The following is a 21,777-nucleotide window of genomic DNA, read 5'->3' on the forward strand; positions in this document are numbered from 1 at the left end:
CTCATGCAGGTGACACGCCGCAGAAAGTCGACCGGAAGACGAAGCCGGCCAAGAGTCCTGGTCGCCGGCGCCGCAACCCTGGCGCTGGTCGTCCTGGGAACCGGCGTCGGCTCGGCGTCGACCAAGCAGTTCGGCACCGAGCGGGTCGGCGACATCACGCCGCAGGGCCAGGTGATCTCCAGCGACCAGTACCTGAACCCGATCGGCGACCGGCTGGTCCTGAACAACGGCAAGATCATGGCCTCCGCGGTCAGCCCCGACGGCAGCCACCTGGCCGCGCTGATCACCGACGGCGGGCTGGCGCTGGCCGTCGTCGACCTGAAGAGCTGGAAGGTGCAGCAGCTCGTCGGCAACTCCGCCACCGCCGATCTGAAGATCCCCGGCAACGACGTCGGCCAGGAAGGCCCGTCGTACTCGCCGGACGGCAAGACGCTGTGGATGGCCCAGACCGACGGCTACCGCCGCTTCACGGTCAACGCCGACGGCTCGCTGGCCACCCCGACCTTCGTCAGCATCCCGGCCGACGGCGCCAAGCACGGCCTGCCGGCGCAGGCGGTGTTCTCGGCCGACGGCACCACCGTGTACGCCGCGGTCAACGGCCAGAACCGGGTCGTGGCGATCAACGCGGCCAGCGGAGCCATCACGCAGAGCTGGGCCGTCGGCAACGCGCCACGTGACCTGGTCCGCATCGGCTCGAAGCTCTACGTCAGCAACGAGGGCGGCCGCCCCGCGGTCCCCGGCGACACCACGCTGAACTCGTACAACACCCAGGTGCCCGCCAATCCGGCGACCGGCGCGACGACGACCGGCACGGTCAGCGTGATCGACCCGGCCGGCTCGACGGTCCGCAGCATCGATGTCGGCCTGCACCCGACCGCCTTGTACGCCAAGGGAAACACGCTGTTCGTGGCCAACACCGCGAGCAACGACGTGTCGGTGATCGACACCGGTCGGGACAAGGTCGTGCAGACGATCGCGACCCGGCCGTGGCCCGAGGCGACCGTCGGCTACGAGCCCGACGGCATCACCGTCACCGGCGACGGGCACCTGCTCGTCACGCTCGGCCGGGCCAATGCCGTTGCCGTGTACCGGTTCTCGAAGGCCCAGGAGCCGGTGAGCTACGTCGGCCTGCTGCCCACGGACTACTTCCCGACGGCCATCGCCACGGTCGGCAACACGATCGTCGTCTCCAACACGCGGGGCATCGACGCCCGCCGACCCACCACGGCGGCCGGCCACGGCACCCACGACACCACGTCCAGCGTGCAGAAGTTCAAGCTGCCCGATGACCGCACCATCCGCGGCTACACCGGCAAGGTGTTCCAGCAGAACGGCTGGACCAACAACGCGGCGCAGACGGCCAACGGCCACAAGGCCCAGCCGGTGCCGGTACCGCAGCGGCTCGGCGACCCGTCGACGATCAAGCACGTGTTCCTGATCGTCAAGGAGAACCGGACCTACGACCAGGTGTACGGGGACGACGCGCGCGGCAGCGGCGACCCGACGCTGGCCCAGTTCGGCGAGAACGTCACGCCCAACCAGCACGCGCTGGAGCAGCAGTTCGGCCTGTACGACAACACCTACGACATCGGCACCAACTCGGCCGAGGGCCACAACTGGCTGATGCAGGCCGACAATCCCGAGTACACCGAGTCCTCGGCCGGCGAGTACCTGCGCAGCTACGACACCGAGGACGACGCGCTCGGCCACCAGGAGTCCGGCTTCCTCTGGACCGGCGTCCAGGCCACCGGCAAGTCGGTGCGCGACTTCGGCGAGTTCCAGCAGTTCCTGACCAAGCCGGCCGGCGCGTCGTGGCAGAACCTGTACTGCGACACCAAGAACATGGTCGCCACCGGGCAGCCCACCGCCTACCCGCTGGTGTCGTCCTCGCCCATCCCGTCGCTCAACAGCGTGTCCGTGCCGGGCTTCCCGAAGTTCGACACCTCGGTGCCGGACATCTACCGCGAGCAGATCTGGCAGCAGGACTTCGCCCAGCACGGGCCGGCCAACCTGAACATGTTCTGGCTGTCCAGCGACCACACCGGCGGCCCGCCCAACCCGGCCGCGCAGGTCGCCGACAACGACCTGGCCGTCGGCCGGATCGTCGACACCATCTCGCACAGCCCGTACTGGAAGGACTCGGCGATCTTCATCGCCGAGGACGACTCGCAGGCCGGCCTCGACCACGTCGACGGGCACCGTGCGCCGATCCAGATCATCAGCCCGTGGGCCCGGCACGGTGTGGTCGACGACCACTACTACTCGCAGATCACCATGATCCGGACCATCGAGCAGATCCTCGGCATGCACCCGATGAACCAGAAGGACACCGCCGCAACGCCGATGGCCTCCGCGTTCACCACCAAGCCCGACTTCACGCCGTACACCGCCGTGCCCAACCGCACCTCGCTCACCCTGGGCCTATCCACCCCGCCGAGCTGCGGCAACGACGTCGTCACGCAGTACGCCCAGCCGTCGACCACCGTGCCGGCGGACAAGCAGGGGCTGGCCGCGCAGTGGCAGCAGTGGGCCGGCAAGCAGCGCCTGACCGGGTCCGACGCTGTTCCCGACTACGCCAACCCGCTGCAGATGGACCACTGGACGTGGTACCAGACGCACGGCTGGACCACGCCGTACCCGGGGGAGAAGCAGCTCTACGCACCGGACCAGGTGCCCGGCGGCTTCATCCCGTCCTCCGACTCGGACGGCTGACCCCAGCCATCCGGTAGTCCGACGTCTGGACACGCCCCCGCCCGGCCCGGACAATGCGGCCGGGGGGTGGGGGCGTGCCTCGACGTGAGCAGCCTTTGCGGCTGGGGGAAGAATCGCTGGTGGCTTTCGCCACGGATCTGCGGGCGTTGCGGGCGAAGGCAAGCAATCCGGCGTACCGGGAGCTGGGCCGGCGGGTGCACTACTCGGCGGCGACGCTGTCCGAGGCGGCCTCGGGACGCAAGCTGCCGAGCCTGCCGGTGACGCTGGCCTACGTGCGCGGCTGCGACGGCGACGTGGTGGCCTGGGAGCAGCGCTGGCGTCAGGTGGCGGCGGAGCTGGCCGACGAGCCGGCGGCGGAGCCGGACGAGCAGGAGCCGCCCTATGCCGGGCTGTCCACGTTCCGGCCCGAGCAGGTGGACAAGTTCTTCGGCCGCACCAGGTTGATCGACGAGGTGCTGGCCCGGCTGGCCGCGAACCGTCTGGTCGGCGTGTTCGGGCCGTCCGGCGCCGGCAAGTCCTCGCTGCTGCGGGCCGGCGTGATCGCGCGCTGGCAGGGGCCGGGCCGGTCGGTGGTGCTGTTCAATCCCGGTGAACACCCGTCGAGCCGGCTGGACGCGTTGTCCGCCAACGGTGAGACGCTGATCGTGGTCGACCAGTTCGAAGAGGTGTACACCCACTGCGCGGATCCGGTCGAGCGGGCCGAGTTCATCGCACGGCTGGTCGGCCTGGCCGATGATGCCGGCGGGCAGTGCCGCGTGCTGTTGGGCGTGCGGGCGGACTTTTACGGCCACTGCATGGATTCACCCGATCTGTTGGCGCGCTTGAGGGATGCTCAGGTAGCGGTGGGCGCGATGACCACCGAGGAGCTGCGCGAGGTCATCGTCGAGCCGGCCGCCCGGGCCGGCGCGCGGGTGGAGAGCGCCCTGCTGACGGCGTTGGTGGCGCAGGTCGGCGGCCGGGCGGGGCTGCTGCCGTTGCTGTCCCACGCGCTGCTGGAGACGTGGCGAAGACGGCGCGGCAATACGTTGACACTGAACGGTTTCGAGGACACCGGCGGCATCGAGGGCGCGCTGGCCAAGACCGCCGAGGACGTCTACGCCGAGTTCGAGCCTGCGCAGCAACTGTTGGTGCGACAGCTTTTCCTGCGGCTCACGGCGGTCGGCGACGGCATCAACGACGTCAAGGCCCGGATCGGCCGGGACGAGCTGGACGCCGACATGTCGTTCGTGCTCGAACGACTGGCTGCGGCACGGTTGGTCGTGCTGGACACCGATTCCGTGGAGATGACTCACGAGGCGCTGCTGCGGTCGTGGCCGCGGCTGGGGCGCTGGCTGGCCGAGGATCGGGACGGCCGCCGCGTGCACCGGCAGCTCACCGAGGCGGCCAACACGTGGGAGTCGCTCGACCGCGATCCCGGCGCGCTCTACCGGGGTTTGCGCCTCGACTCGGCCCGTGAGTGGGACGGCCGTCGCCGTGAGCAGCTCACTGCCCGTGAACGGCAGTTCCTTGACGCCAGCTTGGCCGCCCGTGATCAGGAGCTGGCCCGTGAGCGGCGGCAACGCCTGCGGCTACGGCAGTTGGTGGCCGTGCTTTCGGTGCTGCTGCTCGTGGCCGTTTCTGCTGGTGTGTATGCCTTCCAGGCCGAGCTCGGCGCGGCCGAGGACCGCAACGTCGCCGTGTCGCAGCGGGTGGCGATGGAGGCGTTGGCGGAGTGGCCCGCCGATCCGGCGCGATCGGCGCAGCTGGCTTTGGCGGCGTACCGGCTCTCACCGACTCAGCAGGCCCGGAGCGCGTTGCTGAGCACGTATGGCACCCCGTACGCCACGCAGCTGTCCGGGCACAAGGCGGCGGTCGGCGGGGTGGCCTTCTCGTCCGACGGCCGGTTGATGGCCAGCGCCAGCATGGACGGCACCGTCCGGCTGTGGGACAGCCACGACGTCCACCACACCCGGCCGTTGAGCACCATCGGCGGGCAGATCCTCGGCGTGAACGGCGTCGTCTTCGGGCATGGCGTGCTGGTCGGCGTGGGCTGGGACCACACCGTGCGGATCTGGGACATCAGCGATCCTCTGCATCCTGGGCCGCCGGTGATTCTCAAGGGGCACACCGAGTCCGTCACCTCGGCGGCGATCACCGCCGACGGCCGGACGCTCGTCACCGGCAGCCTCGACCGCACCGTACGGATCTGGGATCTGACGAATCCCAAGCACCCCGCTCAGCTGGGCGATCCGCTGCCCCACGCCGGCGGCGTGTTCGCCGTGGCGTTGCGCGGTGACGGGAAGCTGCTCGCCACCGCCGGCAGCGATCGCACGATCCGGTTGTGGGACATGGCTGATCTTCGGCATCCGGTTGCCGTCGGCATGCTGGTCGGCCACACCGACCAGGTCGGGGCGCTCGCGTTCAGCCCGGACGGACAGCGTCTGGTCAGCGGCAGCGCCGACCAGACCGTGCGGCTGTGGGACGTCGCCGATCCCGCGCGGGCCACCCAGGCCGCGTCGGTCCTGGCTCGCGCCGCCGAGATCCGCTCCGTCGCGTTCGCCCCGGACGGGCGGACCGTGGCTACCGCCAGCCTTGACCGTACGGTGCGGCTGTGGACCGTCGGACGGGCCGACCTCGCCCAGTTCGCGGTGCTGGCCGGGCACACCGGGCAGGTCTATGCCGCCACGTTCAGCCCCGACGGGCGCACCCTGGCCACCGCCAGCGAGGATCGGACCGTGCGGCTGTGGGACGTCGCCGGGCCGGTGTTCGGCGGGCACACCGATGCCGTGCTCGACGTGGCGTTGGCACCCAACGGGAAGGCCGTCGCGACCGCCGGATACGACGGCACCGTCCTGGTGCGGCAGTTCGCCGACCCCGAGCGGCCGGTCGTGCTGGCCGCGCACCAGGAGGCCGTGAACTCCGTCGCGTTCGCGCCCGACAGCCGCACCATGGCCTCGGCGTCGAAGGACGGCACGGTGCGTTTCTGGGACACCCGCGACCTGCTGCACATCACCCCGCTCGGCGAGCCGCTGGCCGGGTTCACCCAGGCCGTCAACACCGTGGCGTACAGCCACGACGGCAAGCTGCTCGCCGCCGGCGGCAGCGACCGTGCCGTGATGCTGCTGGACGTGAGCGATCCTCGGTCGCCGCGGCCCATCGCCTCGTTGGAGATGACCGCCGGCATCGACGAGCTCGCGTTCGACCCGGCCGGCCGGCGGCTGGCCGCGGCTGGCGACGACGGCACCATCCGGATCTGGAACCTCGCCGACCGTGGGAAGCCGGTTTTGCTGGCCGGGCACGGCGCCGAGGTGAAGTCGGTGGCGTTCAGCCCGGACGGGCGGTTCCTGGCCAGCAGCAGCTTCGACGCCACCGTGCGGCTGTGGGACCTGGACGATCCCGCCGACCACATCGACCCGATCACCCACCCCGACCGGGTGTATTCGGTGGCGTTCAACGGGGATGGAAGCGTGTTGGCGTCCGCCGGCGCTGACGGGCGGGTGCGGTTGTGGGACCTGCACGATGTTCGTCGTCCCGTTGCGCTCGCGGACCTCACGGGGCATACCGAGCGTGTCTATTCGGTCGTTTTCGGTGCTGACGGGCACACATTGGCCAGTGCGAGTCAGGACCATACTGCTCGGCTGTGGGACGTTGATCCGGAGGCTGCTGCCGGTCGTGTGTGTGGGATGGTCGCTCCGGGGTTGGGGCGGGCGGATTGGGAGCGGTACTTTCCTGGGTTGGGGTTTCGCGCGCCGTGCTGAGGTGGGTGCTGGGCGGGAATAATTCGGTGTGTGGGTCGATTTGGTGTGGAGCCTCTGCGCGATGGCCCAAGGGCTAAAAGCGGGCAGGACGAGCCTGCCCTTGGCCTGTCAATTGTACGCCATCGCGCCCCTCCACACAAAATCGACCCAATTTGCGGAGTTGGCGATCGGTGTGTGAAGGAATGGCGGTGGCCGGGTTTTGGCTCCCACTGTGCACCCTTGTGGTGGCCATTGTCCGCCGTTCGTTTCCCCGGTTAGTGCCGCAGGGGGCGGGTGATGTGGTGGCGGCCGGCCGGGGTGATCCAGTGAGTGGTGCCGTCTGAATCCTGGGTCACTGTGTAGTTGTCGTGTTTGCGGTGGTGGTGCCAGGTGCAGAGCCCCTGGAGGTTGGTGGCTTGGGTGCGGCCTGTGGGCCAGGGAGTGATGTGGTCGTGTTCCTGGATGGGGAGGGTGCAGCCGGGTGCGGTGCAGGTGCCGCCGGCCCGAGCAACGGACGTCTCCTTCATCAGCGCCGTGGGCCGGTAGGTGTCGGTGCTGATCGCGGAGATCTGCTGGTACTCATCCAGCAGGAGCCCTCGGAACGGGCCGTGCATCGCGAGTTCGCGGGCTGCCTCGGCGGCGATGGGGCCATAGCCGGCGAGCTGGCCGGGGTCGTTGGTCAACCCGAGCAGGGTCTCCATCGAGATCGTCACGAAGGTGCGCACGTTCCAGTTGGTGTGCTCGCCCCGCAGACGATCCCAGAGCACATCCGACCGCTTCTGGTCGGTGGTGCGCTCATCCTTCGGCAGCGACTTGGCGTCGGCGCAGATCTGCTGGAACAGCTGGTGAGCCTCAGCAGCCGGGAGGATCCAGGTCAGTTTGGCCATGCCGTCGGGCAAGGCCGAGATCCCGACCTGCCGGTCGTTTTTGGCTTTGTGGCAGCGCTGTTCGTGGCCATCGGGATCGGCCTTGGCGACCAGGGCGGTGGCCTTGCGGCACACCTGAGTCCGGGTCATGCCACCGGCCTGTTCGGCCAGGGCCTGGTCGACTTCGGCGACCTGGGCCGGGTCCGACAGGTGGCGGGTCCGCTCCCACACGGCCGCGAACCGGGCGAGGTCGATCTCACCCCGGCGGAACCGCTCCGCCAGCGCAGGATGAGTCTCCAGAGCAGCTGCGACCTCTTGCGACCGGGCCAGCGCCGGCTCTGACACCTTCGTCGCCATCGCCAATTCGGTGAGGTCGTCGATGTGGTTGAGGGCCTCATGTTCGGCCCATTCACACACCGCCCGCACCTTCCGGGCCACCCCCACAAAATTGACCAACTGTTCTTGGGTCAGGTTCGCCGGATCCGCACCCACCACCAGATCGAACATGGCCCCGGTGAGTTCCATGTTCTCGATCTCGCGGGTGAGTTCCATACCTTTGAGAATACTCGAACACAAGATCGAACGCGAATCCCTAACGGGTGAATCCCGTCCGACAGAAAGGCTTTTCTTTCTTCCCGCCACACCACAACACGGCAACTCCGACTAGTCGCGTGGATTTTGTGTGGAGGGGCGCGATGGCGTACAATTGACAGGCCAAGGGCAGGCTCGTCCTGCCCGCTTTTAGCCCTTGGGCCATCGCGCAGAGGCTCCACACCAAATCCACGCGACCACACCGAATTAATCCCCCCACCCAAACCAACCCACCAACCCACCAACCACCCGCACCACCCCACACGACGCCCCCGGCTTACGCCGCTCGGGTCGCCCAGCGTGCGCAACCGCTGAACCAGTCCGACGCTGTGCTCGTGTGTCGAGCAGGGGCACGAAGTGGAGGACGGTCATGATGGGTTGGGTGTTGCGGATCGTTGTCGCGGTGGCGCTGCTGGGTTCGGCCGGTGTGCACTACTTCTTGTTCACGCAGGGTTACCCCGGCATCGTCACCCCGCTGTTCTTGCTGAACGCGATCGGCGGCCTCGTGCTGGCGATCGCCGTCCTGGCCTGGCGGCACTGGCTGCCCGCGCTCGGCGCGCTCGGCTTCGGAGTCCTCACCTTGGGCTCTTACCTGCTGGCCGCCACCGTCGGCTTCCTCGGCCAGCACGACCAGTTCAACAGCCAGCCGGAGTACTGGAGCGTGATCACCGAGGTCGTCTGCATCATCGGCGGCATCGCCCTGCTCGCGCTGCACAGCCGCGCCCGCGTGAGCGCCGGCTCCCGCTAGTCCACGACCGAGGGCGGCGGAGGGGCGTGCCGCCGCCCTCGGTCCGAAGTGCACCCACCGTGCTCGCCTGCGCCACCCGCACCGCGCGCTCGGCGGTTGGTGCCTGCCATGAGGCCGTTTGTGGGTAGGAAGCCGCGGCCGGCACTGGGCAGCAAAGTGGAGAATGCTCGCCGTGACCCCGAAGGAATCCGTCGCCGCGAAGGTGCGACTCGGCAGTCGCTTCCACCGGCTTTTCGGAGCCACGCTCGTGTCGGCCATCGGCACCGGAATGCACGCCGCCGCGTTGCCCCTGCTAGTCCTGCAAAGCACCAGCAGCCCGATGGCGTTGAGCTTCGTCGTCATGGCCGCCGAGATTCCCTGGGTGCTGCTCTCGCTGCACGCCGGTGTCGTGGTGGACCGGCTGGATCGCCGGTGGGTGATGGTCTGGGCCGACCTGGGCCGGTTCGCCGTGCTGGTCGCTCTCGCGGTGCTGATCCTGACGGCGCAGGTGGACCTGGTGTGGCTGGTGCTCGCGGCATTCCTGTTAGGCATCGGCCAGGTCTTTTCGACATCGCCGCTCAGTCGGCCATTCCCGATTTCGTGTCGCGGGATCCGCGGAGCCTGGCAACGGCGAACGGAAGGATCCTCGCGGCGGAGAGCAACGGCGAGGACTTCATGGGGCCGCCGCTCGGCTCGGCGCTGTTCGGCGCGTGGAACTTCCTGCCGTTCGCCGGCAACGCTCTCTCGTTCGTCGCCAGCGGCCTGTTGATCTTCTCGATCCGGACGGGCGTCAAGCCGCAGCGGACGTCCGAAGCTCCGCGCAGGAGCGCCAGGAGCGACATCGTCGAGGGCATTCGGTGGTTGTTCGGGAACCGGACCCTGCGGGCGTTGGCCACGGTGTCCTGTCTCGGCAACGTCGCCGCCACCGCTCAGTTCGCGATGCTCGCGCTGCTGGCCAAGGAGGTCCTCGCACTTCCGGATTTCGGTTTCGGTTTGTTGCTGACGGCCACCGCGCTGGGCGCGACTGTCGGGGGACTGGCCGCCGCGGCCGCCAGCAGGCGGTTCGGCCCTGGCACGGTGATGCTCGCGGGCAAAGCCGGTGTGGGCACGGCCATTCTGGTGCTAGGGCTGGTCGCCAACGTGTGGGTTGCGGCCGCGATGATGATCGTGACCGGTGCGCTGATGACCGCGGAGAAAGTGGTGGTGAGCACCTTGCGGCAGCAGATCGTGCCTCATGAACTCCTGGGGAGGGTGCTCTCGTCGAGCAGACTGGTGGTGATGATCGGGGGGCCGGTTGGTGCGGGCCTCGGCGGCGTTCTCGCCAGCTTGTTCGCCGTCCAGGTCTCGTATGTCGCCTGTGGTGTTTTTCTCGTCCTGGTGACGCTGGTTTTCTATCCCGTGCTGAACAACCGCGCCCTGGCAAGCGCTACGGACGAATCGGTCGCGTAGGCAGGGAATTCACGGCCACGGCGTCAGGCGACGGCGCCGACCAGCAGTTCGCGGCGGGCGAAGTCGATGAGGAGTTCCCGCATGACGGTGACGGTGACGGCGGGGGAGCCGGTGAGGACCTGGATGGCGAGGCCGTCGGTGAGGGCGGTGAGGCGCAGGGCGACCTGGTCGGCGTCGACGTCGCGGAAGACGCCCTGGCGTAGGCCCCGACGGATGATGCGGACGACGGTCTCGCGCCAACGGGCGTAGAACTCGCTGTGTACGGGCCGGAGCTCGGGACGGATGGCGGACTCGGCCCAGTACTGGAGCCACACGGACCACTCGTCGCGGACGGGACCGACCTTGGGGAGCTGCATGTCGATGAGCTTGAGCAGACGCTCGTAAGCGTGGTCGATCTGCCGTAGTTCATGGCTCTGACGCTCGAAAGCGTGCTCGACGCAATGCTTGAGGGCCTCGGTGAGCACGTCGTGCTTGCCGGGGAAGTAGTAGTGCACGGTCCCGGTGCTGGTGCCGCAGACCTTGGCGATGTCGGCGATCCGGACCGCGTGGTAGCCGCGCTCGGCGATGAGCCGCCAAGTGGCGTCGAGTATCGCGGCGCGTCTGTCCTCGTCGGCACGGGTCATGGCAGCCAGGGTAACTGACGCGCCAGTCAAATGCACCGTCTGCCCTTGACACGGCCTGTTTACTGAGCCTGACTGACGCGTCAGTCAGACGGGAGGTCGGCGGTGGGTGTGCTTCGGCCGGACGTGCACGAGGGCCGGGTGGCGGTGATCAGCGGGGGTGGCACGGGCATCGGCCGGGCCACGGCGCTGGACCTGGCCCAAGGCGGCGCGCGGGTGGTGATCTGCGGAAGGCGGCCGCAGCCGCTGGAAGCGGTGCGGGAAGAGATCGTCAAGGCCGGCGGTGAATGCACGGCGCTGACGGCCGACATCCGTGAGGACGTGACGACGGTCGTCGACGCCGCGATCAACGAGTACGGGCGCGTCGACATCCTGGTCAACAATGCCGGCGGGCAGTTCGCGGCCCCGGCGGAGCAGATCAGCCCGGGAGGCTGGCGCGCGGTGCATCGGCTGGCGGTGGACGCGGCGTGGGCGCTGACCCGGGAGGTCGCGACGAGGTCGATGATCCCGAACCGCGAAGGCGTGATCGTGTTCATCGCCTTCTCGCCGCGCCGCGGCATCCCGGGCATGGTGCACGCCAGCGCGGCCCGCGCGGCGCTGGAGAACCTGGCGGCCGGCCTCGCGCTGGAGTGGAGCCGCTACGGCATCAGGTCGGTGTGCGTGGCCCCGGGCACGATCGCGACCGAAGGCCTGCAAGAGAACTACACCGACGAAGATCGGCAGCGCTGGGCGCAGGCGGTGCCGCTCGGCCGGCTCGGCAGGCCGGAGGACGTCTCGGAGCTGATCTCCTTCCTGGCCTCGAAAGGCGGCGCGTACGTCACCGGGACAACAGTTGTTGTCGACGGCGGCGCGGACGCCTGGGGTGCCGGCTACCCGGTGCCGGAGGTGGAGGCATGAGGAACCTCGACGCGCTGTTCACGCCGCGAGCGGTGGCGATTCTCGGCGCCAGCAACGACGAAACCAAGTACGGCAACTGGATCAGCGTCCAAGCCCTGCGCATGAGCCGGCCGGTCTACCTGGTCAACCGTCGCGGCGAACCCGTCCTCGGACAACCCACCTACCGCACCATGGCCGAGATCCAAAAGCCGGTCGACTGTGTGGTGATCACGGTGCCGGCGAACGGTTTCGAGGCTGCGGTGGACGACGCGCTGGCCGCCGGTGCGACGGCGATCGTCGGCATCACGTCGGGCTTTGCCGAGCTGGGCGAAGAGGGCCGGGCGACGCAGATCGCGGTGGCGGACAAGATCCGTGCCGCCGGTGCCGTGCTGCTCGGACCGAACTGCCTGGGCGTCCTCGATGCCACGAGTGACCTGTTCCTCGTCTCGAATCCCTTGCCGCACGGCCCGATCGGCCTGGTTTCGCAGAGCGGCAACATGGCGCTGGAGCTGAGCAAGTTCCTGGCCGACCGCGGCCTGGGCTTCTCCCGCTTCGCCTCGCTGGGCAACCAGGCCGATCTGGGTGCCGCCGATCTGATCCGTGCCTACGCCCATCACCCGGGCACCGAGGTCATCGCGGCGTACTGCGAAGACTTCCAGGATGGTCGAGACTTCGTCGCGGCCGCGGGAGAAGCCGTAGCGGCCGGCAAACCTGTTGTCCTGCTTACGGTTGGCAGCAGTACGGCGTCCAATCGCGCCGCCCGATCCCACACCGGGGCCCTCACCAGCGACAGCGCGGTGATCGACGCGGCCTGCCGCGCGGCGGGCGTGGACCGGGTGCGCAGTCCACGGGAGATGGCCGACCTGGTCGCCGCGTTGCACCGGCACGGTTCGAGGCCGGCCCGGCGGGTGGCGGTGATCGCCGACGGCGGCGGCCACGCGTCCACGGCGAGCGATATCGCCGACGCGAACGGCTTGTACGTCAACGAGTTTCGGAATTCGCTGCAAGCAGCACTCAAGGATGACCTGCCGCCGTCGGCCGGCGTGGCCAACCCGGTGGATCTGGCCGGGGCCGGCGAACAGGACATCACGTCGTTCGCCCGCACCATCGACCGGGTGCTGGCCGATCCCGACATCGACTCGGTGCTGGTCACCGGCTACTTCGGCGGCTACGGCGACTACGGGCCCGAGCTGGCCGCCCGCGAGATCGCCACCGCCACGGTGATCGCCGAACACGTGCACCGGCACGGCAAACCCCTTGCCCTGCATACGATGTGTTCGGACAGTATTGCCGCCGACGAGTTGCGCCGCAACGGCATCGGCGTGTTCCGGGTGGTCGACGACGCCGCCCGAACGCTCGGCATGCTGGCCGATCACGCCGATCGACGACCGCACACCCGGCCCCTCCCACCGCCGGCCGATCCCGTGACTGGCAACGGTTATTGGGACGCCCGCGAGTTGCTCAAGGCCGGCGGGCTGAGCTTCCCGGCGGCCCGTCTGACAACAGATGTTGTCGAAGCGGCGAACGAGATCGGCTACCCGGTCGTGCTGAAGGCCATGGGCCTGCTGCACAAGTCCGACGCCGGCGGTGTCGCGATAGGACTGTCCAATGAGGACAAATTGCGAGCCGCGCACAAGGACATGGTGACAAGACTGGACGTCACGGAGTACTGCGTCGAGGCGATGGCCGACACCACCGACGGCGTCGAGCTGATCGTCGGTGTGCGACGGGATCCGCGGTTCGGCCCGGTGCTGATGGTCGGACTCGGCGGCGTGTTCGCGGAAATCCTCAAGGACGTCACGTTCGCACTGGCCCCGGTCACGCCGGCCGAGGCCGAAACCATGCTCCGCGCCCTCAAAGCCGCCCCGCTGCTGCACGGCGCACGCGGCCGCCGGCCGGTCGACCTTGCCGCCACGGCCCATGCCGTCGCGGCGATCGCCGAGGTCGCCGCCGCCCATCCCGAGATCGCCGAACTCGAAGTCAATCCACTGCTGGCCACGCCGGGCGGCTGCCTCGGCCTGGACGCCAGGATCGTGCAACGCTAAGGAGAAACACCCGTGGAGTTCGCCTACACACCGAGGCTGGCCGAGCTGAAGCAGCGGGCCGCCGACCTCACCGGCAAGATCATGCAGTACGAGGACACGTGCGAGGCCGACAACGGCCTGTCGGTGGCGGCGCTGGACGCGATCCGCCAGGACGTGCTGGCCAGCGGTCTGCAAGCGGTCAACATGCCGGCCGACTGGGGCGGCGCGGGACTGTCCGTGCTGGAGCAGGTCGTGGTGCAGGACGAGCTCGGCAAGCTCACGAATGCCTTGTGGGACACGGTATGGCGGCCGGCCAACTGCCTGCGCGCCTGCACTCCCGAGCAGCGCGAGCGCTACCTGATCCCGGACATCGAAGGCCGCCGACGCGACGCCGTCGCGATCACCGAGCCGGGCGCCGGGTCCGATCCGTCGGGCATCGAGACCACGGCCACCCCGGACGGCGACGGCTACCGGATCAACGGCGAGAAGTGGTTCGTCACGGTCGGCGACGCCGCCGACTTCCTCATCGTGCTGGCCCTGGTCGGTGACGCGCCCACGTTGTTCCTGGTGGACAAGGACCTGCCCGGCGTTTCGGTCAAGCGGACGCCGCGCTACACGCACACTTTCGTCTACGAGCACCCGGAATTCCTGTTCGAGGACGTGAAGGTCGGCGGCGATGCCGTGCTCGGCGGCATCGGCAACGGCTACGACCTGACCCGCGACTGGTTCACCGAGGAGCGCCTGATGATCGGCGCCCGTACGATCGGCGCGGCCGAGCGCGCGCTGACGCTGGCGTCCGAGTGGGCGGGGCAGCGGATCCAGGGCGGCAAGGCGCTGATCGAGCACCAGCTCATCCAGGGCATGATCGCCGACTCGGTGGTGGACATCGCCACCAACCGCGCCCTGACCCACCAGGTGGCGTGGGAGTTCGACCAGGGCGGGGACCGGAAGTTGTTGCACGCCAAGGCGGCGACCGTGAAACTGGCCGCGTCGGAGGCGTCCAACCGGGTCGCCGACCGGGCCGTGCAGATCTTCGGCGGCCGCGGGTACATTCGGGACTACCCGGTCGAGCGGCTGTGGCGGGAGCTGCGGGTGGACCGGATCTGGGAGGGCACCTCGGAGATCCAGCGGCTGGTGATCGCCAACGAGGTGGCCAAGCGCGGGCTGACCGGCCTGCTGTCCTTCCCGTCGGCCCAGTGATCGGGGAAGTGGACGTGGCCCGCCAGGGCGACGTCGCGGTGGTGACGCTCAAACGCGAGGCCAAGCTCAACGCCCTGTCCACGCAGTTGGAGTCGCGGCTGCTCGACGCCGTGCGGTCGGACGCGGTGAAGGGCAGCCGGGCGGTGGTGATCACCGGCGGGGACAAGGTGTTCTCGGCCGGGGCCGACACCGGCGAGCTGCGGGAGATGACGCCCGAGGCGATCGCCGAGTACTACCGGTCCAGCGGCGCGGTCTATGAGGCGGTCGCGGCGCTGCCGCAGCCGACCGTCGCGGCGATCGCCGGCTACTGCCTCGGCGGCGGCTTCGAGCTCGCGCTCGCGGCCGACCTCCGGGTGGCCGACGAGACGGCGGTGTTCGGGCTGCCCGAGGTCGGACTGGGCATCCTGCCCAGCTCCGGCGGCGTCACGCGGCTGGTCCGGGCCGTCGGCCCGGCCCGGACCAGGGACCTGGTGCTCCGCGGTCGGAAAATGTCAACTGTTGAGGCCCACTCGTGGGGCCTGCTCACCGAGACGGTCGAGGCCGGCGAACATCTGACGACCGCTCTGAACATCGCGGCTGAGCTGGCCGGACAACCGCCGATGGCGGTGTCCATCGCCAAGCAGGTGATCACCGCGGCCACCGACGCGCCCCGGGAAACCGCGCTGTTGCTGGAACAACTGGCGTACGCCACGCTCAACCGCATCGGTTGAGCCGGGCGTCCAAAACCTGGGGGACGCACGCCTTCCGCCACCACGGCGACTCAACGAGGAGAACAGGCATGGCGGCCATTCCACCCACGATTCAACGCGAACACCGACCGACCCTGGGCATCGAGGCCCGATCCATCGACTACGTGCCCATCGCCGAACGCCACGGCAAGGTGTGGCACCTGTTCCCCGTGTGGTTCGCGGGGGACGCCCACCTGGCCACCATCGCCACCGGCATCATCGGCGTCGCGCTCGGCGGCAACCTGATCTGGACCGCGATCGCCGTCGTGCTGGGCAACGCCTTCGGCACGTTCTTCATGGCGTTCCACTCCACCCAGGGACCGCAGCTGGGCCTGCCGCAGATGGTGCAGTCGCGGCCCCAGTTCGGCTTCGTCGGCGCCTTACTCGTGTGGGTCGTCGCGCTGGTCACCTACATCGGGTACACCGGCTTCAACCAGATCCTGGTCGGCTCGACCATGCAGCACCTGGTGGACCTGCCCAAACCGGTCAGCTACATCGGCTATGCCGTGATCAGCGTGGTGTTGGCCATCGTCGGCTACGACTTCATCCACAAGGCCTCGCGCTGGCTGACCTACCTGATGCTGGTGCTGCTGGTCGTGTTCACGGTCGGGCTGCTGGCCGCGCACCCGTTCAGCGCCGAGCAGATGGATCTCGGCGCGTTCGCGCTGACCCCGTTCCTGGTGCAGTTCTTCACCGCCGCCGTGTACCAGCTGTCGTGGTCGATCTACGTCTCCGACTACAGCCGCTACCTGCCGCGTGACGTCGGCGTGCGGGCGTCGTTCTGGTGGACGTATCTCGGCGCCGGCGTCGGCGGGGCGTGGATGATGCTCGTCGGCACGTTCGCCGCCGGCCTGTTCCCCAAGGCCGACACCGTGGACGCCGTGTTGTCCGCCGGGGACAAGGTGTTCTCCGGTTTCGGACTGGTGCTCCTGATCGGCTCGGTGCTGCCGTTGATCACCATCGGCACGCTGAACTTCTACGGCGGCAGCCTGACCCTGTTGTCCTGCGTGGACTCCCTCAAACGGTTCCGGCCGACCGCGATCAAGCGGGTCTACGCGCTCATCGTGGTCGGCGTGCTGGCCACCGCCATTGCCTTCGCCTCCAACGACACCTTCCTCGAGGATTTCGAGTACTTCCTCACGGTCCTCGGTTATCTGTTCACGCCGTGGACCGCGATCAACCTGGTCGACTTCTACGTTGTCCGGCGGGGCCATTACTCGATTCGGGAGATTTTCAACCCGCACGGCATCTACGGTCGGTGGAGCTGGCGTGGCCTGGTCGCCTACGGCGTCGGCTTCGCGTCGATGATGCCGTTCGCCATCGTCGGCGACCTTCAGGGGCCGGTGGCGAGGTTGTTGGGCGGCGCGGACATCTCCATGCCGATCGGTCTGCTGGTGGCCGCCGGCCTCTATCTCGTGCTGTGCCGTTCGCTCGACCTGACCGCCGAACGGGCCCGGGTGGCGGTCGCCGACGCCGGTCTCGATCCCGACGCCTGAGCGTTGTTCACCGATCAATCCAGGCGTCAGACAGGGGATGACCCGATGCCTGGATTGATCGGTGCTTGGTTGTCCGCCCCGGTTCGCCGGGCCGGACAACGCCGCCGGGCCCTAAAAAGAGGCGTACGGGGGCACGGGGGAAGGACGGAGCGTATGGACATTCGACTGCTGGGTGAGGTCCAGTTGCGGATCGGCGGACGGGCGGTGCATCTCGGGCCGCGGCAGCGCCAGCAGGTGTTCGCGATGCTGGCGTTGGAGGTCAACCGGGTGCTGCCGCTGACCAGCCTGGTCGACCGGGTCTGGGCGCGGCCGCCGCGGACGGCGCAGCATGCCGTCGAGGTGCACGTGTCGGATCTGCGCAGACGGATCGAGGAGGGCGGCGCCTGCCTGGAAAGACGCGGCGCCGGTTACCGACTATGTGCCGATCCGCAGACCATCGACGTCCACCAGTTCCGCGCGCTGGTCGCGCACGCCCGTACGCAGACGTCCGACACCGACCGGGCCGATCTGCTGCATCAGGCCCTTCAGCTGTGGCGCGGACCGGCGTTGACCGGCGTCGCCGAGGAGTCGCTACGCGAACGGCTCGTCGCCGACCTCGAGGAAGCGCGCCTGCACGCGTTCGAGGACCGCGCCGCCGCCCTCATCCGGCTGCGCCGGCACCGCGAGGTCGTCGAGGACCTGCTCCCCGTCGTCGCCGACCATCCGCTGCGGGAGCACCTGGCCGGCCAGCTCGCGCAAGGCCTGCACGGCATCGGCCAGACCGTGCGGGCGCTGCAACTGCTCCGCGACACCCGCCGACGTCTCGTCGACGAATTCGGCATCGACCCCGGAATGGCGCTGCGCCGCCTGGAAACCCAGATCCTCCAGGACAACGCCGCGCCGATCGCCAGTTAGCAGAGCGCGTGATAGGGGACGCCCGGCAGATACTGATCCCATTCCGATTCGGTGATCCGCGGATGCGCGACCGCGCAGACCCGGTTGATCACCTGGTTGATAACGGTTGGCCAGAATCGGACGACGCCACCGATGCCGCCACTGGCCAGCGTGTGCCCGTCCGGGCTGAACGCCACCCGGTCAACGCCGTCGCCGGGCGGGCTGCTGAACACGCCCAGTTCCCGCGGATTGCCCGGATCACCGATGTCGAGCAGCCGGGTGGTGCCGTCCCCGTCGCCGGTGGCCAGCCGCCGGCCGTCCGCGCTGAACACCGCCGAGTACACGACATCGCCGTAGCCGGTGATGGTGGCGAGCTGCCGGGGCTGGTCCGGGGCCGACATGTCCAGCAGGCGCACCGTCCGCTCGCCGGAGACGGTGGCCAGCATGCGCCCGTCCGGGCTGAACGCGTCCGGCTGCACGGTGTCGGTGCCACCGAAGCGGAACGGGATCTCGCGCGGCCGGCCGGGGTCGGCGATGTCCCACAGCCGGGAAGCGGTGTCGGTGCTGATCACCATCGTCCGGCCGTCCGGGCTGATGACGACCACCCACGCCTCGTCCGAGTAGCCGGGCAGCGTCGACCGGAGCACGGGGTTCGCCGGATCGGTGATGTCCCACAACTGCGCCAGGCCGACACCGACGGTGGCCATGGTTCGACCGTCGGGGGTGAACGCGACGGAGAGCATCTCGCCGCCGTGTTCCGGACGGTGCCGCGGTGCACGGGGTTGTGCACGTCGGTGATGTCCCACAGCCACACGCTGCCGTCGTCGCTCGCGTCCGCGAGCAGGTGACGGTCCGGGTTGAGCGCGATGCCCCGCACGAAATTGGTGTGGCCGGCCAGGGTGGCCAACGCCCGGCGTTCGCCGGAGGCGGTGATGTCCCACAGCCGCACGGTGTCGTCCCAGCTGCCGGTGGCCATCATGCGCCCGTCGTGGGTGTAGCTCAGTGCGGAGATCGTGTTGTGGTGGCCGGCCAGTGGCAGATCGGACAGGTCGTAGATGAGGGCGTTGTGGTTGCCGCCGGCGGCCGCCAACGCGGTGCCGTCCGGGCTGAACGCCGCCGACATCACTCCGGCGGACAGGGTGAGGACGTTGGCCGCCCGGTGCGGGTCCGTGATGTCCCACAGGCGGGTGCCGCTGCCGGTGGCGGCCAGCGTCCGGCCGTCTGGGCTGAAGGCAACCGACCAGACGATGGAGTTGCTCCCGGTGAGCGTGGCCAGCGGCTGCGGCGCGTTCGGGTCGCCGATGTCCCACAGCCGCGCATCGTGGTCCCAGCTACCGCTGGCCAGGGTGCGCCCGTCCGGGCTGAAGGCCAGCGCCGCCACCACGTCCCGGTGGCCGACCAGCGCGCCGAGCGGCTTCGGCGCGGTGGGGTCGCTGATGTTCCACAGGCGCGCGCCGGTCTTCCCCTCGTTGACCGCCAGCAGGCGGCCGTCGGCGCTGATCGCCACGTCACCGGCCGAAGTGATGGCGCTCGTCAACAGCAGTGGCTTGGCGGGATTGCGCACGTTCCACAGCGTTGCCGTGTCGTCGGAGTTGCCGGTGGCCAACACGGTCCCGTCGGCGCTGAAGGCGAGAGAAGCTGTGTTGCCGTGGTGGCTTTCCGGGGCGGACAGCTTGTGCGGGTGGGCCGGATCGCCGACGTCCCACAGTGCGACCGCATCGCCGTCGGTCACCGCGAGGATGTGTCCGCCCCGCTCGAACCTCACCATCGGGCTGGTGTCGCTGGCCAGCTTGATCGTGCCGGCCACGCGCGGCTGATGCGGGTCGGCGACCTGCCACAGCCGGACGGTCCAGTCACGGCTCGCGGTGGCCACCACCTTGCTGTCGGCGCTGAACGCCACCGAGGTCACGTCGGCGGTGTGGCCGGCCAACCGGGTCCCGTAAGGGGTGCCGAAGGAGCTGAGCAGGGCGTCGCGGGTCTCGTCGTTGGGGGCCAGCTGGTAGGCGGCGAGGTTCAGCTGCACCGACAACGCCGGATCGGAGGCGCGCAAGCTCGCCGCGCTGTCGACGGCGTGGCGGGCGAGGGCGAGATCGCGTTGGGCGGTGGCGGTGTGGTCGGCGGTGACGGCAAATCCGACGGCGATCACGGCGACCAGCAACAACGCGGTCAGACCGGCGACCAGTTGCCGCAAGCGGCGGGTGCGGCGGCGGGCGGTGGCGTGCTCGGCGGCCTCGGAGGCCAGGGAGGCGTCGAGGAAACGGCGCTCGCGGCTGGTGAGGGCAGTGGGATTGGCTGTGGCCCAGTCACGGACGCGGGCGAGCCGCGTGCTGCGGTAGAGGCCGCCGGCGTCCTCGTCGAGGCTCTCCCACGACTCGGTGGCCTCCGTGAGATGCCGGTGCAGGCGCCGGCCCTCGCGGTCGTCCTGCAACCACTCCTGAAGCCGTGGCCAGCAACGGATGATCGCCTCGTGGGACAGCTGCACGGCGTCGGCGTCGAGGGTGAGCAAACGGGCGTCGGCGAAGCGTTCGACGACGGTGGCGGTGTCCGCATCGGCGGCGTCCAGCTCACGCCAGTGCAGGCGGCGCTTGGTGTCCTCGGCGCCGTCGACCACGGCCGTCAGCCGGAGGAACAACTGCCGGGCCGCCGCGAGCTGACCGGGATCCAAGGCGTCGTACACGCTCTCGGCGGTGCGGGCGATCGCGTGCTGGAGGCCGCCGGTCTCCTCGTAGCCGGCGAGGGTGAGCCTGGTGCCCCGGCGGTGCCGCCAGGTTTCGAGCAGGGCGTGGGACACCAGCGGCAGCACGGCCGGTTGACCGGTGGCCTCGGCGATCAGCCGGGACACCAACGCCGTCTCGACGGTGCAGCCGGCGCGGGCGGCCGGGCCGGAGATGACCTGCCGCAGGTCGTCGGTGGACATCGCGCCCACCAGTACCTGGGCGTCGCGTAACGCCTCGACCAGCTCGGGATAGTTGCCGCAGTGGCCGTAGAAGTCGGCCCGGACACCGAGCACCACTCGGGCCTGGCTGGTCGGCGCGGCGGCGGCGTGCACGAGCGCCGTCACCAACCAGTCCCGCTCCGCCTGGTCCGTGCACTGGGTGAAGATCTCCTCGAACTGGTCGACGACCACGAGCACGTCCGCGCCGGCACGCACGGCGGCCTGGCGCAGGTACAGGTGCAGCGCCGTCGGATCGGCCGCCAGTTCGGCCAGCAGGGTCGGCGCTTCCTTGCCGACCAACTCCGCCAGACGAAGCGCGCACTCCTCACGTGGCCGCGGACCCGGCGTGAAGACCATGGTGGGGCCGGGATCGGACGCCACCAGACCGGCCCGCAGCAGGGAGGACTTGCCCGCTCCGGACGCGCCGAACAATCCGACGAGCCGGCGGTGTTCGAGGCGTCCACGCAGATCGTCGAGCAGGCTGTCACGGCCGAAGAACCGGTCGGCGTCGGCGGGTTGAAACGTGGCCAGGCCGACGTAGGGCGGCTGCTCGGCCGGGCTCTGGTCGGTCAGGTCGCCGGCCACCTCGTGCCAGCGCTGCCGCCACGCGTCGACATCGCCGCCGCACGCCTGCACGTACGCCAGTGCGACGGCCAGGCTTGGCAGCTTGCGCCCGCCCGCGGCCTCGGACAACACGGTCGCCGAGTAGTGCGCGATTCGGCTCAGCTCGCGGTAACTGGGGGTGCCGGCCTTCTCCCGCAGTCCGCGCAGGTCCGCGGCGAACTGTCCCAGCGCGCTGTCCTCGTGGTCCAGCGGTCGCTCCGGTCTGGGCACGTCACCTCCTGGCTGGCGAACTCGACGGACTCTCAACAGGAAGCATGACCGGCCCGCTTGATACATCGTCTTCAGGGCCGATCCACAGCGGCCGCCGCCGTGGCCCGACCTCGGGCGATCGCCCGTCCAT

15 protein-coding genes are annotated in these 21,777 nt (G+C 69.5%); 11 read left to right on the plus strand and 4 right to left on the minus strand.

The window, feature by feature from the left end; translation table 11 throughout:
- Positions 1-3 precede the first annotated feature (3 nt).
- Positions 4-2,712 carry an alkaline phosphatase family protein gene (locus tag M3Q35_RS06960; RefSeq protein ID WP_273940816.1) on the plus strand — a complete coding sequence of 903 codons (2,709 nt, stop codon included), beginning with the start codon at positions 4-6 and terminating at the stop codon, positions 2,710-2,712.
- A 74-nt stretch (positions 2,713-2,786) separates the two neighbouring features.
- A complete protein-coding gene (locus M3Q35_RS06965; protein ID WP_273940817.1) occupies positions 2,787-6,449 on the plus strand; it encodes a WD40 repeat domain-containing protein in 3,663 nt (1,220 codons plus the stop codon).
- Positions 6,450-6,703: 254 nt separating this feature from the next.
- Here the strand turns inward: M3Q35_RS06965 and M3Q35_RS06970 are convergent, their stop codons facing one another.
- Complete coding sequence (locus M3Q35_RS06970) at positions 6,704-7,936, minus strand: HNH endonuclease signature motif containing protein (RefSeq protein ID WP_273940818.1); 1,233 nt, start codon at positions 7,934-7,936, stop codon at positions 6,704-6,706.
- A 319-nt stretch (positions 7,937-8,255) separates the two neighbouring features.
- Between M3Q35_RS06970 and M3Q35_RS06975 the strand changes: the two genes are divergently transcribed.
- The 3 genes from M3Q35_RS06975 (at position 8,256) to M3Q35_RS06985 (ending at position 10,061) form a co-directional block, all read left to right on the plus strand.
- The gene (locus M3Q35_RS06975) at positions 8,256-8,633 is read left to right on the plus strand and encodes a hypothetical protein (protein ID WP_273940819.1); all 378 of its coding nucleotides are present in this window, start codon (positions 8,256-8,258) and stop codon (positions 8,631-8,633) included.
- 172 nt (positions 8,634-8,805) lie between these two features.
- Positions 8,806-9,381: an MFS transporter gene (locus tag M3Q35_RS06980; RefSeq protein WP_273940820.1), complete on the plus strand. Its 576-nt coding sequence runs from the start codon at positions 8,806-8,808 to the stop codon at positions 9,379-9,381.
- A complete protein-coding gene (locus M3Q35_RS06985; protein ID WP_273940821.1) occupies positions 9,288-10,061 on the plus strand; it encodes an MFS transporter in 774 nt (257 codons plus the stop codon). The genes M3Q35_RS06980 and M3Q35_RS06985 overlap by 94 nt, the downstream gene beginning before the upstream one ends.
- A gap of 23 nt (positions 10,062-10,084) precedes the next feature.
- On the opposite strand, the gene M3Q35_RS06990 is transcribed toward M3Q35_RS06985, so the two are convergent.
- Positions 10,085-10,684, minus strand: coding sequence for a TetR/AcrR family transcriptional regulator (locus M3Q35_RS06990; protein WP_273940822.1), 600 nt, complete (start codon positions 10,682-10,684; stop codon positions 10,085-10,087).
- A gap of 102 nt (positions 10,685-10,786) precedes the next feature.
- Here M3Q35_RS06990 and M3Q35_RS06995 point away from each other — a divergent pair, with 102 nt between their 5' ends.
- The 6 genes from M3Q35_RS06995 to M3Q35_RS07020 all read left to right on the plus strand — a co-directional run bounded on the left by M3Q35_RS06995 (position 10,787) and on the right by M3Q35_RS07020 (position 17,899).
- Positions 10,787-11,578 carry an SDR family oxidoreductase gene (locus M3Q35_RS06995; RefSeq protein ID WP_273940823.1) on the plus strand — a complete coding sequence of 264 codons (792 nt, stop codon included), beginning with the start codon at positions 10,787-10,789 and terminating at the stop codon, positions 11,576-11,578.
- Positions 11,575-13,602, plus strand: a complete 2,028-nt coding sequence (locus M3Q35_RS07000) for an acetate--CoA ligase family protein (protein ID WP_273940824.1) — start codon at positions 11,575-11,577, stop codon at positions 13,600-13,602. The genes M3Q35_RS06995 and M3Q35_RS07000 overlap by 4 nt, the downstream gene beginning before the upstream one ends.
- A 12-nt stretch (positions 13,603-13,614) precedes the next feature.
- On the plus strand, positions 13,615-14,781 hold the full coding sequence (locus M3Q35_RS07005; RefSeq protein ID WP_273940825.1) for an acyl-CoA dehydrogenase family protein: 1,167 nt from the start codon (positions 13,615-13,617) through the stop codon (positions 14,779-14,781).
- On the plus strand, positions 14,778-15,491 hold the full coding sequence (locus M3Q35_RS07010) for an enoyl-CoA hydratase/isomerase family protein (protein ID WP_273940826.1): 714 nt from the start codon (positions 14,778-14,780) through the stop codon (positions 15,489-15,491). The genes M3Q35_RS07005 and M3Q35_RS07010 overlap by 4 nt, the downstream gene beginning before the upstream one ends.
- Before the next feature lie 68 nt (positions 15,492-15,559).
- Entirely contained in the window at positions 15,560-17,005 is a 1,446-nt protein-coding gene (locus M3Q35_RS07015; RefSeq protein ID WP_273940827.1) for a purine-cytosine permease family protein, read from the plus strand.
- A gap of 153 nt (positions 17,006-17,158) precedes the next feature.
- Positions 17,159-17,899, plus strand: a complete 741-nt coding sequence (locus M3Q35_RS07020; RefSeq protein ID WP_273940828.1) for an AfsR/SARP family transcriptional regulator — start codon at positions 17,159-17,161, stop codon at positions 17,897-17,899.
- Here the strand turns inward: M3Q35_RS07020 and M3Q35_RS07025 are convergent.
- Together M3Q35_RS07025 and M3Q35_RS07030 are read right to left on the minus strand one after the other, a co-directional pair.
- Entirely contained in the window at positions 17,896-18,453 is a 558-nt protein-coding gene (locus M3Q35_RS07025) for a WD40 repeat domain-containing protein (protein WP_337960629.1), read from the minus strand. The two genes, M3Q35_RS07020 and M3Q35_RS07025, sit on opposite strands and share 4 nt — an antisense overlap.
- Positions 18,447-21,647, minus strand: a complete 3,201-nt coding sequence (locus tag M3Q35_RS07030; RefSeq protein WP_273940829.1) for an nSTAND1 domain-containing NTPase — start codon at positions 21,645-21,647, stop codon at positions 18,447-18,449. Before M3Q35_RS07030 ends, M3Q35_RS07025 begins: the two co-directional genes overlap by 7 nt.
- Between the last annotated feature and the right edge of the window lie 130 nt (positions 21,648-21,777).

This window comes from Kutzneria chonburiensis (assembly GCF_028622115.1).
Classification (GTDB): Bacteria; Actinomycetota; Actinomycetes; order Mycobacteriales; family Pseudonocardiaceae; genus Kutzneria; species Kutzneria chonburiensis.

Coding starts and splice junctions, on each gene's coding strand:
- M3Q35_RS06990 (WP_273940822.1), bottom strand. CDS start 10,684: ATGACCCGTGCCGACGAGGACAGACGCGCCGCGATACTCGACGCCACT.
- M3Q35_RS06960 (WP_273940816.1), top strand. CDS start 4: ATGCAGGTGACACGCCGCAGAAAGTCGACCGGAAGACGAAGCCGGCCA.
- M3Q35_RS07025 (WP_337960629.1), bottom strand. CDS start 18,453: ATGGTGATCAGCACCGACACCGCTTCCCGGCTGTGGGACATCGCCGAC.
- M3Q35_RS07020 (WP_273940828.1), top strand. CDS start 17,159: ATGGACATTCGACTGCTGGGTGAGGTCCAGTTGCGGATCGGCGGACGG.
- M3Q35_RS07000 (WP_273940824.1), top strand. CDS start 11,575: ATGAGGAACCTCGACGCGCTGTTCACGCCGCGAGCGGTGGCGATTCTC.
- M3Q35_RS06975 (WP_273940819.1), top strand. CDS start 8,256: ATGATGGGTTGGGTGTTGCGGATCGTTGTCGCGGTGGCGCTGCTGGGT.
- M3Q35_RS06985 (WP_273940821.1), top strand. CDS start 9,288: ATGGGGCCGCCGCTCGGCTCGGCGCTGTTCGGCGCGTGGAACTTCCTG.
- M3Q35_RS07015 (WP_273940827.1), top strand. CDS start 15,560: ATGGCGGCCATTCCACCCACGATTCAACGCGAACACCGACCGACCCTG.